We start from the raw sequence: 12,919 nt of genomic DNA, 5'->3' as shown, positions 1-12,919 counted from the left end.
GTTATATGCCGGTTTTCCTTTTCCGTTTCACTCCCGCTCAATAAATACGAGCAATAAGTTGTTCAACTGGAAAAGGAAAACCGGGTTTGTCAACAGCCTCATTCTCTCTGATGAAAGAGAGATGGACTTTTTTGTATATTATTTTATATAATTTTCTATTTAAAAGGCCTCAGGCTTATTTTCTTGCCAATAACGACGGAGCTCTTTGATCAGATTCGCATATTTTCCAGGCTGTTTATTATGAAAGGCTATTTTCCTCGCAAAATATTCGGGCTTTTTCAGATCCTTCCTCCACCCTGCATGATTCAAATCATTCCGATCCAGCTTAAGTTCTCCATAAAGCTGAATAAATCCCCTATAGTTATCAATTAAATACTCTTTTAAAGAATGATCATCTTTCTCCATGGATGAGTCTTTCTTTTCTTTTAGCCATTGAATGGCATCATTCACCTGTTGACCCACTTTCGATCTTACATTTTCATAATCCTTTACTTCTTCAAAACGGTATCCCTCCGCCAGACAGATCGCTGTTAAAACAAGCTCATCTAGCATCGTATAGGCTTGCTGAATCAATCCGCGTTCAATACACCATGTAACAGCAGATATTCCTGATTCAATCGGGTCTTGATGATCCAGACCTTGAATCTGACTCTCCATCGTATCAAGCAGTATTTGAATGGGTTGAAAAGGATGGGGTAGATGGTCCTGAACTTGTTGCAATTTTTTTCTCGCCTGTTTCGCTTTTCCTGGGATGATCGGTCCTCGATTGGTTTCCAAAGAGAGCGATAGCTCCTTTAATGCTTTTGCAACCTTTACTGCTGACTCCATTGTAGCCAATTGATCCGGAGAGGCACCTTGTTTCAGCTGCCGGTTCTTTGCTGTATATAACCATTGATATAACGGCTCAGCCCGTCCTGTATGGAGATAGGCGTAGACATTGGTGATCCAGTCCTGGACATCCACAAACGAAGATAAATCGTTAACGGGAGCAATCGGCACTTCACCCGGACGTTTGGCTTCGATATTTCCATAATAGATACCACGTATGTGAATATTCCGTATCACACGGGCAAAATGAAGCACGAGTAGCGCTAACATGGGTTGATAGCGAAAGGAATGCGTGATATCAAAATAAACTTCATCTTCTTCATCCAAATGATCCAAAATCTGCCGAAATACTTCCCAGATGCTTCCCTGATCCTGACTGCCAGGAATGTCCACTGTTTGAACGAGAATCCGCTTTTCTTTTTCGAGATTTTCCAGTTCACCTGCCAGTCCCAAATAACACCACTTGTTTTCTTTCTCCCAGTTACTTTCTCGTGCTTGTGTCGTAAGGAAGATCACTGCTTCAATGGGTTCTTGCCCGCTTAATATTTCCAATAATGCCTTCTGAACAAACCGGGATGTATAGCTTTTGTCCCCAAGCTGATAAGTACATAATTCGTACTTACTGGATCCTAAAAAAGTTAAAAATTTGGCAGCGATAAGAACCACTCCTCTAATGATAGAAAAATGGTTTTCATTTTACTCTTTTTCTACCATTCCCCTTTGGGGTAAACACGAAACGCAACATGTTTGAATATATGTTCATTTTTTACTTTTCCATCTTCCATGACCATACTCTGATACTCCCGTTTCGTTGTGGCATAGACAGGTACTCGTCCATGTTGAAAGCTCCATGAAACGATCAAAAAGGTAGCTCCTGGTTCTCCTTGAGCCCATATTAAATCTTGAAAATCTGTATTTTGTTCTAACCAAAGCAAAAGTGGCTGAAAGGATGGAATGGGAAAATCTCCCTGAGCCGGAACTTGCGACCAGAGTACCTGCAAATGTTCAGGAAGATGGATCATTTTCTCTACTTTCCATACTTCTTTTGCTTCCTGTTTCTGCTCCTGATTGGGGGAATGGGAAAGTAACACCACCATCTTTCGCAACCTTCTCACTTCTTTCTTTCATACTTCAACATTTTCCATCCCTATCCAAGTTCGACAGATGGATGGATCTTCCTTTTCAAATAACCAGGCTTACTGCGGGAAAAATCTCTTCTCATTTTCATCCACTCCTATTCAACCACACATGTATTGTCCTCTCCCCATGCGTAAACGTAGAGGATTCTTGGGTAATCTCTTCTACCTAAGTCACCAGACAGCATAATTTGTTTGCTTTTTCTATCCCAGCCCTGCGCTTAAAGCAATCAAATACTGAGCCAGATAATAGGTAATCATCACTCCATACGTTCCCCAATTCAGCTTTCGAACAAAACGGTCCCATCCAAGAATGGCATCGGATAGATAAAAAGATAAAGATCCAACTACCAATAGCCATTGCCCACTTAACAATGCTTTCCACACCATCCATGAAATGATGGTCATGTATAAGGCAACAGCCATCAATAGCCTGGTTCCCCCCTGCCTGCGGACACCAGACTGAACAAAGAGAAAATAGATCAAAGAAATCAGGAACAGAAATAAAGCCACTATGAATGATCGCAACGAAAAAGAATGATTGCCAGGGAAAGCAAAAATATAAACTACGTGCGCACAAAAAAAGGAGATCAATCCAGGAACAAAACGATCGCTTGGCAACATTAAAAAAATATCACCGATCATTGAAAAGACTAGGCCTAATAAAATAAGCCAACCATATGAATCACCTCGTTCCAAAGACACTCCCACAATACCCATGATCATTAGCATGGTTCCAGGTTTTAATAAATACTTCCACCATGTCCATTCCTTTGCAACCGCTACCAAATAAGCGATTCCAGCGATCCCAACACACGCAGACAGAAATATCAGCATCGTATCCCTTTTCCTTTCCAGTCATCTATACTGAATGAATCGATGGTGGGGATCGTGGGTCACTCATGTAGGGCGAAGCCGATGAAACCAGACAGAAACGGATCCCCACACAGTCAAAATCCTGTTCACAACCTATCATTTGGGACTCGGTAAACCTAAATCCGCAAATGTAGCCATCTCCCGTACAATGGCAACAGCGGCATCAAACATGGGGAATGCCAGCGCTGCTCCGCTTGCCTCCCCCAAACGCAATCCAGCTTGAATGATCGGCTGCAAACCCAACGCATCCAATAACACAGCATGAGCGGGTTCGACAGATAAGTGGGAAGCAAATAAATAATTTCGTACCGATGGTTCCATTTTTACTGCCAGTAATGCAGCCACGGTAGAGATGACCCCATCGACCATCACAGGTATACCTGCTGCTGCCGCTCCTATATACACTCCCGCCATCCCAGCCACCTCCAGCCCGCCAAGTTGTGATAATACACGAAGTGGCTGATCGGGATTGGGCTGATGTCGCTCTAGAGCTGCCTCAATCACTTCTATTTTCTGTTGCAAGGCATGATCATTAATACCTGTTCCACGTCCTGCCAACTCACTAACGGACTTTTGTGTAAATACTGCTGCCAGGGCTGTGGCAATCGTGGTATTGCCGATCCCCATTTCTCCTACTGCCAGTAATTGCACGCCTTTTTGTTTTAGTTGTTCCACGACTTCGATTCCAACTTCGATAGCCTGGATCGTTTCCTCTTCCGTCATGGCTTCTTCTTCTGCAAAATGTCTTGTTCCCTTCCTGACTTTCTTATTGATTACCTGTTTTGGCACTTCAGACAGATAACTTCCTACATCTACCACATGAACTTCTGCTCCAGCTAAACGAGCCAATACATTAATGGCCGCTTTTCCCTGGACAAAGTTATGAATCATCAAACCGGTGACCTCTGGAGGATAAGCACTCACTCCTGAACGGGCCACTCCATGATCACCACACATAACAATCACAGCTTTACGAGATACATCTGGTATTTTCTTTCCCTGAATTCCAGCCAGGCGAATGGCTATCTGTTCCAGTTGTCCAAGACTTCCCAGTGGCTTTGTCAATTGATTGACATGCTTGGTGGTTTCTTCCATTGTTTCTACATGTAATGGTGGAATCTTTGGTAGCTTCACAAGAATACTCCTTATCTCTTAAATTTTTTACTCTATTCTAACACAAAAATATTTTCCTTTTGGATGAATGAAAAAACATCTGATCCTCTCTACAGAGAGGCCAGATGTTCGAAGAATTCACTATGATTCCTTATTTTTGCATCTGGAGTGTTGGCATTGCTTTATAAAGAGCCTTTACCACTGCTGTAGCTACAAATGCTTTCGCCAGATCTCCTGGTAAAAAGATCAGGAAAGCTCCCATAAACGCTTCATGGAGTGGCATGTGGGTTGCCGCAAGGAGCCAGGGAAAACCAATCGCATGCACTAAAATGATTCCACCAACAATATGGGCGACAGTTAGTTGCCATGCCTTGATCTGACCGCCTTTTCCCCATTTCTCAACCATCCAACCGATCAGAAAAGCAGCTACCGGCCAGCTAAACACATATCCACCTGTCGGGCCAAGCAAAACAGCCAAACCGCCTTTCCCTCCTGATAAAACAGGTGCACCTGCTGCGGCCAAGGCGACAAAAACCAGTAGACTGGCTGCTCCCCAGCGTGCTCCCAGGATCGAGCCAGCCAACATTAAAAATAAGGTCTGCAGTGTAATGGGAGCAGGGGTCAATGGAATACTTATTTGCCCTCCCACTGCCACTAAAGCAACAAATAAAGCAGCTAAAATCATATTTCGTAAAGATGAAGCCCTCGATTTCATAGAAAATAACCCCTTATTTAGAAGAATATACTTATAGGTTAAAAGCACAATTTATAATTGTCAACACATAAAACAACTTTAGTTTACATTCTGCTGTTAGGCAAAATGTTCAGGTATTTCGCCCTGTTCGGATCCACTCCCTCTTCATACGATATATCATTAATCAGATCGGATCTTTAGTGACAGGAGTGAAAACATGAACGGACGAAAAATGCGCCTCCGTACGAAAAATTACACCGCTGCTTCCCATCCAGTCAATCATTTTGTGTCTGTTGTCCGGCAAGTTCGGGATGGTGTCGTTTCTTTGCTTACGCAAAAATCTCCTCAGCCTCATTTCTTTCATGAAACCATTTGGAGCCAACTCTTCTCTAATCAAAAAAGCCCAGCTATTCGCCAATTTGGTTCAGGTTTCGTCGTTCATCCTGCTGGATATATCTTAACCAATGAACATGTAATTGCTGACGTGGATACCATTGCTGTCAAAGTATCAGGATATGATCAACTTTTTCCTGCCAAGATTGCGTGGTCTGACCCGAAAAGCGATCTGGCAATCATTCGCATTTATCCTCCCAATCGTCTCAAAGCTTTACCTCTTGGCACTTCTACTACCCTAGAAGTGGGAGAGTGGGTGATTGCCATGGGAAATCCTTTTGGACTTGAACAAACGGTCACAGTTGGCGTCGTGAGTGGCAAAAATCGTCCTCTGCAGGTAGGTGACCGTACTTATCAAAGCGTCATTCAAACGGATGCTGCCATCAATCCTGGAAACAGCGGCGGGCCACTGATCAACATGCTGGGAAAAGTAATCGGTATCAACACATTCGTTATTTATCCATCACAAAGTATTGGTTTCGCAATTCCGATCGAAAATGTGAAGCCGATTTTAGCCAAATTATAAAAAAACGGATTTATTATAGAATGAGTAGAGGATATTGAAAAAGTCGCCTTTTGGCGAAAGGGGGATCCTTGTCCATTTTCGCTTCTGTCGCTAAACCTAAGCAAAAGTCGCTCAATAGGAAAAGGATCCCCTAAGTTTGTCAACAATCTCAGTTTTTTTATCTGGATTATGGGTAATGAACAGGCCTTTAGACATGGGGATTGGTCAAGAATTCACTAATTACTGGTTTCACTTCGATCCCAGTTTCTCTCCGCTTCGATCCATAAACAAGCTTTTATGTTGTTTGGTTCGCCAGAACCAGCGATAATACGTATACTGTGCGAGTGCGGAACAAGTAAAGGCAATCGGATAGGCAGCCAAAATTCCTTCCAAGCCGATCACATGAGACAAGAAATAAGCAAGGGGAACCTGTACACACCAGATCGAAAGGATCCCGATCAGTGTTGGCCAAAAAACCGTTCCGCTTGAACGCATCATCCCTGCCAAAATAATGCTGTTGCCAAAAATGAGATAAGCCCATAAGACAAGAAAAAGCATTTTTTGTGCAACTTCCAGGGTAGCTTTTTCGGCCAGAAACAGTGAAAGCAGGGAATGACTAAAGAGATAAACAATCATGACCAATATTCCACCCATGATATAGTTCATCCACACCGCACTTTTCAATAAATCTTTCAAACGGTTCGGCTGTCCAGCACCGATCAGCTGAGAGCCAAAAATACCTGTGGCCATTCCCAGACTTAATGCCGGTAACTGTACATAGCTAATGATTTGGATCACGGCACCATAAGCAGCTGCAGCTTGTGCACCAAAACGATTGACAAACGAAACAACAGCGATCATCGATAACGAGACAAATACCATCTGAATGCCTGTTGGTATTCCTATTTTAATCATCAGCTTCAGAATTTGCAGATCCATGCGCAAGCTTTTAAAAACAGCAAGGTCCAAAGCCAAAATATGTTTTGTCTTATACAAATACACAAACAACAAGATCATGGAAATCAAAATCGCCATTGTATTGGCTAAAGCTACACCTCTCATGCCTAAAACGGGTATGCCAAACCATCCAAAAGCCAATACAGGACATAGCGCAATAGACAAAATCGTACTAATAACCAAAAAATAGAAAGGGGTTTTCGAATCACCTGTTCCTCGTAAAAAGGTTGTATAACTAATATAGATAAACTGAATGGGAAGTGAAATAAATAAAATCTGTGCGTAACTGCTTGCCAGATCCATTACACCTGGTGGAGTTTTGACGATTTGTAACAACTCACGGGTAAATAAAAGTCCAACTGCCGCCATCACCAATCCAAATAAAAAAGAAAATTTCAACGAAGTATTCACGGTTTCTTTTAATCGTTCGATTTGCCGACTGCCATATGCTTGTCCAATCAATACAGAACTCGCACTTCCCAAGCCAATGATCAAAGAAATAAGAAAGAAGACCATCGACATTACTGAACTGGCAGCAGCAAGCGTACTCTCTCCCAAACCTCTTCCCATAATCATCATACTGATGGTACTTCCCAGTGATTGCAGGGCATTACTTAAAATCATCGGAATCAGGAAAACGAACAGGGATCGCCAAATCGCTTGATTTTGCCTGAGCAAGTCTGACTGGGCGATTGGAGATTGCCCCTGCCTCGAATATCCTCCATTTTTCTCCTCTATCTCCTCTTTCGATGCATGGGTCTCTGCCACATCTACACTGGATACGCGCATTTTTTCTTCCTGTTGTCTTTCCTTGAAGTCACGCATCATTTTTGGCTCCTTCCTAATGGGAGTAACAAAAAGAAAAACCGGATATTCCGGTTCAAATCTCAACGATTTTATTTCCCATCGTTATGTAGTTACAAATAATGATTTGCTGATAAGATCCATATTCCCTGCTTTACTCAATATATTCTACTTTAAATATAAAAAAATAGACAATTTTAGTATACATTTTCCCCTGTCTTCCATCCATCTTTTTCTTGCTAATCCGTTTCTTTTATTACCGCTGGTTTATCCTCAAAAACAAAATAGTCAAGATTAATATTCAAAAACATATGATCTTTTCCTGTAACTTGGTCTCGTATGACAAAATAGTCACGTCCCACCGCTCGTAAAGTTCCTGTTATTTTTTTGGCATTCCATTGAGTATTTTCTTCAAAGGTAAGATAAACCGTCACTTTTCTCCCGATATTATTTTGCAAAAAATCCTCGGAAAACACCCTGTCGCGATCTCTTTGTTGCGACACTCCCATCTGTTGAGGTTGTGATTGTTGGGAGACATTAGCATAAGGATAATACCAATACATGTGCCTTTCCTCCTAATACAAGAAAATTTTTTTACAATCTCCATAAGATGGCGAATAAAAACAATGACTCTTATAACGTCCACTGTGAGGCTGACCAAACCATCTTGCTGGACAGTCCTCAACCGGTCTGAAAAACCACAAAGAATGTTTGCCTGGATGATAACGCTCTCCCTGCACGGCTCTTCTGGCGAGGCGAATATCGCGAGATCTGGCTCTCTGATAGAAATAAGGTTTTTGTACGGCTTCAAATCCCCCAGGCGATTGGAACACCATATCCCTAATCGTACGAATGCCTCTAAAATCGAGACAGTCACCCAAAACACGATTGACACCTACATTTCCTACCATCATCATTCCCAGTTTTCCTTCACCTTCTGCTTCTGCTCGCATTAATCTTGCCAATAATTTGATATGCTCAGGTGTATGACGGATGATTGCCATGGTATCACCTCTTGCTGATATTTATGTAAAAAAATAAAAAAAAGAACCAATCCATTGGATTCGTTCAGAGGCTATCTTGAAAATTTGGATACGTTTCTCTCGCGCTTCGGGATGGGTTCCTTTCTCCGTAACGACTTCTGTACCATCACAGCCAATCCATAAGGAACCCATCCCTCCGCTTTATAGAAAACCATCCCTCTGACGGTGTTGCCCGGCAACATGAGGGACTGTTGACAAACCGGGATATAACGGATACTTTGTCAACGGTCTCAGAACTAGCCCATTGGATTCGTTCAACTTCTTTGATAAGCAATCTGCCCATTTACGACTGTCATTAACGTTTGCGCTTCAAGCAATTCATTGGCCGGGGCAGAAAGAATATCCCGATCAAATACAGAGAAATCGGCCCACTTTCCAATAGAGATACTTCCCCGCTCATGTTCCTCTTCCGCAGCATAAGCACTTCCTTTGGTAAACAATAACAAGGCCTCAATCGCCGTTAACTTTTGCTCCGGGAAATAACCTAAATGCTCCCCTTGGTCCTCTGGATGCTTACGCGTCATCGCCGCATGCATGCCCCATAGTGGTTCAATGGGCTCAATCGGAGCATCACTTCCAGCCGCACAAGGTATACCTGCTTCCAATAATGTTTTCCATGCATAAGCATAACGTGCCCGTTCTTCGCCAATTCGCTCCAATACCCAAGGAAAATCACTAACCACAAATCGCGGCTGGATATCCACTACGATTTTCATGGCTTGTAACTGTTGAATTAGCTCTGGACGCAGGATCTGTCCATGAATCAACCGATGACGTAAACGTTTCTTTTTTTCACTCATTCGGTTCGCATACATTGCTTGAATCGTTTGTTCAGCTGCTTTGTCTCCAATCGCATGAACAGCAACAGGAAAACCACGATGAGCGGCTTGAGAGACCAATTCCTTTAATTCTTCTGGCTCATGAATCGCCAATCCATACTGATCAGGTGCATCTGCGTATGGCTGGGACAACCATGCCGTCCTTCCTCCCAGCGAGCCATCTGCAAAAATTTTAATGGCTCCCAAAGTGATCCACTCATTCCCAGCACGAAACGCTTCATTCAACTTCTCAATTTCTGGGAGAAAAGGATGATATAACAAATGGTGTGTTCTTAAATAGACTCCTTCCTCGACCAACTCATAAAAGATCCGCTTCATCTCAGACACACTGCCAATGTAGCGTAAATCTTCCGTATGTACAGCTGTCAGTCCACAAGCAAGAGCAGTTTTCATCGCTGTGCGAATGGTTTCTTTTTTTTCATCATAAGTTGGCTTGGGTTGAGCCTCAAAAAAAGATTGCGAAGCATTTTCATAAACCCAACCATTCCATTTACCAGACTCATCTTTTCCCAAAGCACCTGCACTTGTGCTGGCCTGCTGAACATATGGCTGCGCCTGTTTCCATGCCTGACTATTGGCCAGATGAACATGATGACAAATACGGGTGAGAAAAACAGGATGGCAAGGAGCTACTTCATCCAACTCAGCCAGCGTCGGCATACCCCCAACCATATTCTTCTCATCCCAACCACTTCCCAGGATCCACTCTCCTGTCTTGGCTCTTGCGACTCGCTCACGAATCGCTTGCAGCAGCTCCCCCTTTGAATGATAAAGACCTAAATCCAGCTTTCGCAGCTTCTCACCCAATAAAGACAAATGCATATGACTGTCCGCAAAACCTGGATACATATAGCTGCCTTGCAGATCGAACTTTGTTACCCCTGTTCGTCCTGCTTGCAGCAATAGATCTGCTTTATCTCCCATCGCAACGATCCGGCCATTTTCGACGTAAACAGCTTCGACTTGTGGATGATCCGGATCCAATGTAATGATCTGCCCACCATAAAAAATCGCCTTTTCCATCCACCGTCTCCTCTATTCTTCTATGTACACTGCCATAAGAATTTTCCAGCTGGTTGATGTGGGTCTGGATTTACAAACAGATAACCGATACCGGTATCACCAAAGCTAGCAAATTCTACATTGTATTTTCGTTCACCTGTCTTTTCATTTTCAATGATATAAACAACAAACGGCTGGCCTATTTCAGGCGAAACCTCATAAAAACGATATCCGTTCTTTTCCTGTTCTGCCAACTGCTTGTCCCCCTCAGGGATTTCCACAGTTAACCCTGAATCAAACTGTCCAGCAAAGTAATAAGGTTTTGGATACCCTTCTGGCCACTGAACCCATTCCGGGAAACCACCCAACTTGGTTGTTTCCAATCCTTCGGGCAGGTCTCCATCGATATACCATTGATGATACATATCTCCATCCAAAAAATGTTCCTGCCAATCCACTGGCACACCATCATCTTTTGCATTCCATTTTACTACTCGCGCTTCTGGCAAAATCCATGTTTTCTCTGATGGAGGAAGTGTAAGATGATCCTGTATTTGCTCCGGCTCCAGGATAATAACAGCATTTGCCCCACTTTCAGCTTCCCATGTGGCACAACCTTGCATGGATTCACACTGGAATAAATATAACACTCTGCCTTCTTTCCCCAATGGGAGCCGCTCAGGATGGTGCTGAAATTGAGCGAGCATGGTCATCGGCTCTCCACATTCGGCACAGATTGGCCAACGCTCAACAGGCAATCCCCAGGGAACCCCTCCGTATTGCTCGACAAATTGCTTCGGTTCAGGCAGAAAAGCACCTAACTGCAAATCAGGAACAAAATAACGCATCTACACTCCACCTCGCCTCAAGTTTTACATGCTTCCGTTTATTTTCGCTTATTTTCCACTTCGTGACAACACCATTTATTACTCCGTACACTTCTCATTTTACATCATTTCCCACTACTAATAGAACATGTATTCTCATATAATACAGTTGAAGGATAAGCAATCATACGTTCGCACTATCGGTGAGGTGAATAACAATGGATTCCATCATTTTGCTTGTGGATATTCAATCCTTTTATGCCAGTGTAGAAAAAGCTCATGATCCAACTCTTCAACATCTCCCTGTAGCCGTATCTGGAGATCCACAGCGCCGTAGTGGAATTATCTTGGCTGCTTGTCCTATTGCCAAATCGTATGGAATTCAAACAACCGATACCTTGTGGGAAGCAAAGAAAAAATGTCCTGAGCTTGTTGTAGTCCGTCCACGTATGCAAGTCTATCTCGATACCTCCATACAACTTACCCAAATTTTGGAACGATTTAGCGATCAAGTGGAACCCTATTCAATCGATGAACAGTTTATCGATATCAAAGGAAGCGAGAAGTTATTTGGCCCACCGCAAACCATCGCCAAAAAAATTCAAGAAACGATTCGTAACGAACTTCGCCTACATGCCCGAATTGGAATGGGTCCTAATAAAGTTCTTGCCAAAATGGCTTGCGATAACTTTGCCAAAAAACTGGAAAATGGGATCTTCTGGTTAACTCACCACAATATGAAACAATACCTTTGGCCCTTACCCATTGAAAGGATGTTTGGAGTGGGAAGGCGTATGTCCCGGCATTTACGGCAAATGGGGATTCGAACCATTGGCGAACTCGCCACTTTTCCTGTCGAACGTTTAAAAAAGCGCTGGGGCATCCATGGAAATGTTTTGTGGATGACGGCGAATGGAATTGATTTATCTCCTGTTTCACGAACTACTTTTTATCAACAAAAATCGATCGGTCATCATATAACACTGCCACGAGATTATCGTACAGCCGATGAAATTCGTGTGGTTTTGCTCGAACTCAGCGAAGAAGTATGCCGTCGTGCCCGAACTCAACACCTGATGGGGCAAACCATTCATGTTTCTTGCCGAGGAGCCAATTTTGACATTCCAACCGGTTTTCATCGTCAATCGACTCTACCTTATCCAACCAATCAAACGATGTTTGCTTTCCAACACGCATGGGATTTGTTTCTGCGACATTGGGATGAACAGCCGATTCGTTCACTTGGTATTCACTTGAGTAAATTGGTTTCGGATCACAAAATGCAGCTTCATCTCTTCGAACAAGAGAACAAACGCATGAAGATCGGCTACGTGATGGATGAGATCAAAAGACGTTTTGGTGACACTGCCATCTTACGCGCCATTTCACTGACTCCTGCTGGGCAAGCTCTGGATCGCGCCAAAAAGATCGGAGGTCACTACAAATGAGCATCTTATATCGCAAAAATATGTTATGGGAAGGAAGCCGGATGTTTCTACCCGAACATCGCGAGCAGCTGCTCAAACATTACAAACAGCAACAAACATTTACTCCACCCATCCTTACTGAAGAGGCCTGGCAAGAAATAAACCGTTTGATTCTGGAAGGCTTAGAGGGAGAATTTCCACTGCTCATTCAATATGTTGAGCACAAAAGACCTCAACAGTTTTGTGGTTTTATCGAAAAAATTGACCCCCATGAGCGATGGATCAAAGTAGTCAATGGACAGCTTATTCGTATCATCCATTTCGACCAAATCTATGGAGTAGAATCTCCATCCTCCGAATAAAAAAATACCTCCTATTCTCTAGGAGGTTACTACATTCATCCGCTTCAACAACAAAAGAATCAATCCAAAATACCAAGAATCATCCATTGAGACCAACCTTTAACTAATCAGAA

At 43.0% G+C, this 12,919-nt stretch carries 14 protein-coding genes; 3 read left to right on the top strand and 11 right to left on the bottom strand.

Annotated elements, in window-relative coordinates:
- Positions 1 to 159: 159 nt before the first annotated feature.
- The 5 genes from csx2 to BMZ78_RS04680 form a co-directional block, all read right to left on the bottom strand.
- Positions 160 to 1,494, bottom strand: coding sequence for a TIGR02221 family CRISPR-associated protein (csx2, locus tag BMZ78_RS04700; RefSeq protein WP_175482293.1), 1,335 nt, complete (start codon positions 1,492 to 1,494; stop codon positions 160 to 162).
- 41 nt (positions 1,495 to 1,535) lie between these two features.
- Positions 1,536 to 1,925: a CRISPR-associated protein Csx20 gene (gene csx20 / locus BMZ78_RS04695; protein WP_093228394.1), complete on the bottom strand. Its 390-nt coding sequence runs from the start codon at positions 1,923 to 1,925 to the stop codon at positions 1,536 to 1,538.
- A 243-nt stretch (positions 1,926 to 2,168) separates the two neighbouring features.
- Positions 2,169 to 2,801: a lysoplasmalogenase gene (locus tag BMZ78_RS04690; protein WP_093228393.1), complete on the bottom strand. Its 633-nt coding sequence runs from the start codon at positions 2,799 to 2,801 to the stop codon at positions 2,169 to 2,171.
- A gap of 135 nt (positions 2,802 to 2,936) precedes the next feature.
- Complete coding sequence (gene cobT, locus BMZ78_RS04685) at positions 2,937 to 3,974, bottom strand: nicotinate-nucleotide--dimethylbenzimidazole phosphoribosyltransferase (RefSeq protein WP_245739736.1); 1,038 nt, start codon at positions 3,972 to 3,974, stop codon at positions 2,937 to 2,939.
- 130 nt (positions 3,975 to 4,104) lie between these two features.
- Positions 4,105 to 4,668 carry a biotin transporter BioY gene (locus BMZ78_RS04680; protein ID WP_093228391.1) on the bottom strand — a complete coding sequence of 188 codons (564 nt, stop codon included), beginning with the start codon at positions 4,666 to 4,668 and terminating at the stop codon, positions 4,105 to 4,107.
- A gap of 196 nt (positions 4,669 to 4,864) precedes the next feature.
- Here BMZ78_RS04680 and BMZ78_RS04675 point away from each other — a divergent pair, with 196 nt between their 5' ends.
- On the top strand, positions 4,865 to 5,566 hold the full coding sequence (locus tag BMZ78_RS04675; protein WP_093228390.1) for a S1C family serine protease: 702 nt from the start codon (positions 4,865 to 4,867) through the stop codon (positions 5,564 to 5,566).
- A 228-nt stretch (positions 5,567 to 5,794) separates the two neighbouring features.
- Here the strand turns inward: BMZ78_RS04675 and BMZ78_RS04670 are convergent, their stop codons facing one another.
- From BMZ78_RS04670 to BMZ78_RS04650, 6 genes are all read right to left on the bottom strand, one after another.
- Positions 5,795 to 7,330: an MATE family efflux transporter gene (locus BMZ78_RS04670; RefSeq protein WP_093228388.1), complete on the bottom strand. Its 1,536-nt coding sequence runs from the start codon at positions 7,328 to 7,330 to the stop codon at positions 5,795 to 5,797.
- Positions 7,331 to 7,545: 215 nt separating this feature from the next.
- A complete protein-coding gene (locus tag BMZ78_RS04665; protein WP_093228386.1) occupies positions 7,546 to 7,869 on the bottom strand; it encodes a spore coat protein GerQ in 324 nt (107 codons plus the stop codon).
- Between the two features lie 12 nt (positions 7,870 to 7,881).
- Positions 7,882 to 8,310 carry a cell wall hydrolase gene (locus BMZ78_RS04660; protein WP_093228385.1) on the bottom strand — a complete coding sequence of 143 codons (429 nt, stop codon included), beginning with the start codon at positions 8,308 to 8,310 and terminating at the stop codon, positions 7,882 to 7,884.
- A gap of 21 nt (positions 8,311 to 8,331) precedes the next feature.
- Entirely contained in the window at positions 8,332 to 8,481 is a 150-nt protein-coding gene (locus BMZ78_RS18685; protein WP_175482292.1) for a hypothetical protein, read from the bottom strand.
- 122 nt (positions 8,482 to 8,603) lie between these two features.
- Positions 8,604 to 10,211: an amidohydrolase gene (locus BMZ78_RS04655; protein ID WP_093228383.1), complete on the bottom strand. Its 1,608-nt coding sequence runs from the start codon at positions 10,209 to 10,211 to the stop codon at positions 8,604 to 8,606.
- Between the two features lie 20 nt (positions 10,212 to 10,231).
- On the bottom strand, positions 10,232 to 11,038 hold the full coding sequence (locus BMZ78_RS04650) for a hypothetical protein (RefSeq protein ID WP_093228381.1): 807 nt from the start codon (positions 11,036 to 11,038) through the stop codon (positions 10,232 to 10,234).
- A gap of 197 nt (positions 11,039 to 11,235) precedes the next feature.
- Here BMZ78_RS04650 and BMZ78_RS04645 point away from each other — a divergent pair, with 197 nt between their 5' ends.
- Positions 11,236 to 12,465, top strand: coding sequence for a DNA polymerase IV (locus tag BMZ78_RS04645; protein WP_093228379.1), 1,230 nt, complete (start codon positions 11,236 to 11,238; stop codon positions 12,463 to 12,465).
- Positions 12,462 to 12,806, top strand: a complete 345-nt coding sequence (locus BMZ78_RS04640) for a YolD-like family protein (RefSeq protein WP_093228377.1) — start codon at positions 12,462 to 12,464, stop codon at positions 12,804 to 12,806. Before BMZ78_RS04645 ends, BMZ78_RS04640 begins: the two co-directional genes overlap by 4 nt.
- Positions 12,807 to 12,919: the final 113 nt, after the last annotated feature.

The organism is Thermoflavimicrobium dichotomicum (assembly GCF_900114055.1).
In the GTDB taxonomy this organism is placed as follows: domain Bacteria; phylum Bacillota; class Bacilli; order Thermoactinomycetales; family Thermoactinomycetaceae; genus Thermoflavimicrobium; species Thermoflavimicrobium dichotomicum.
The sequence above is the reverse complement of the archived record's forward strand: the minus strand, read 5'-3'. Positions and strand labels throughout refer to the sequence as shown.

What these genes read in the sequence shown, in the direction of transcription:
- BMZ78_RS04690 (WP_093228393.1), bottom strand. Translation starts at nt 2,801, where the DNA reads ATGCTGATATTTCTGTCTGCGTGTGTTGGGATCGCTGGAATCGCTTAT.
- BMZ78_RS04680 (WP_093228391.1), bottom strand. Translation starts at nt 4,668, where the DNA reads ATGAAATCGAGGGCTTCATCTTTACGAAATATGATTTTAGCTGCTTTA.
- BMZ78_RS04670 (WP_093228388.1), bottom strand. Translation starts at nt 7,330, where the DNA reads ATGATGCGTGACTTCAAGGAAAGACAACAGGAAGAAAAAATGCGCGTA.
- BMZ78_RS04645 (WP_093228379.1), top strand. Translation starts at nt 11,236, where the DNA reads ATGGATTCCATCATTTTGCTTGTGGATATTCAATCCTTTTATGCCAGT.
- BMZ78_RS04660 (WP_093228385.1), bottom strand. Translation starts at nt 8,310, where the DNA reads ATGGCAATCATCCGTCATACACCTGAGCATATCAAATTATTGGCAAGA.
- BMZ78_RS04665 (WP_093228386.1), bottom strand. Translation starts at nt 7,869, where the DNA reads ATGTATTGGTATTATCCTTATGCTAATGTCTCCCAACAATCACAACCT.
- BMZ78_RS04655 (WP_093228383.1), bottom strand. Translation starts at nt 10,211, where the DNA reads ATGGAAAAGGCGATTTTTTATGGTGGGCAGATCATTACATTGGATCCG.
- BMZ78_RS04650 (WP_093228381.1), bottom strand. Translation starts at nt 11,038, where the DNA reads ATGCGTTATTTTGTTCCTGATTTGCAGTTAGGTGCTTTTCTGCCTGAA.
- csx20 (WP_093228394.1), bottom strand. Translation starts at nt 1,925, where the DNA reads ATGGTGGTGTTACTTTCCCATTCCCCCAATCAGGAGCAGAAACAGGAA.
- BMZ78_RS04640 (WP_093228377.1), top strand. Translation starts at nt 12,462, where the DNA reads ATGAGCATCTTATATCGCAAAAATATGTTATGGGAAGGAAGCCGGATG.
- BMZ78_RS18685 (WP_175482292.1), bottom strand. Translation starts at nt 8,481, where the DNA reads ATGGGTTCCTTATGGATTGGCTGTGATGGTACAGAAGTCGTTACGGAG.
- BMZ78_RS04675 (WP_093228390.1), top strand. Translation starts at nt 4,865, where the DNA reads ATGAACGGACGAAAAATGCGCCTCCGTACGAAAAATTACACCGCTGCT.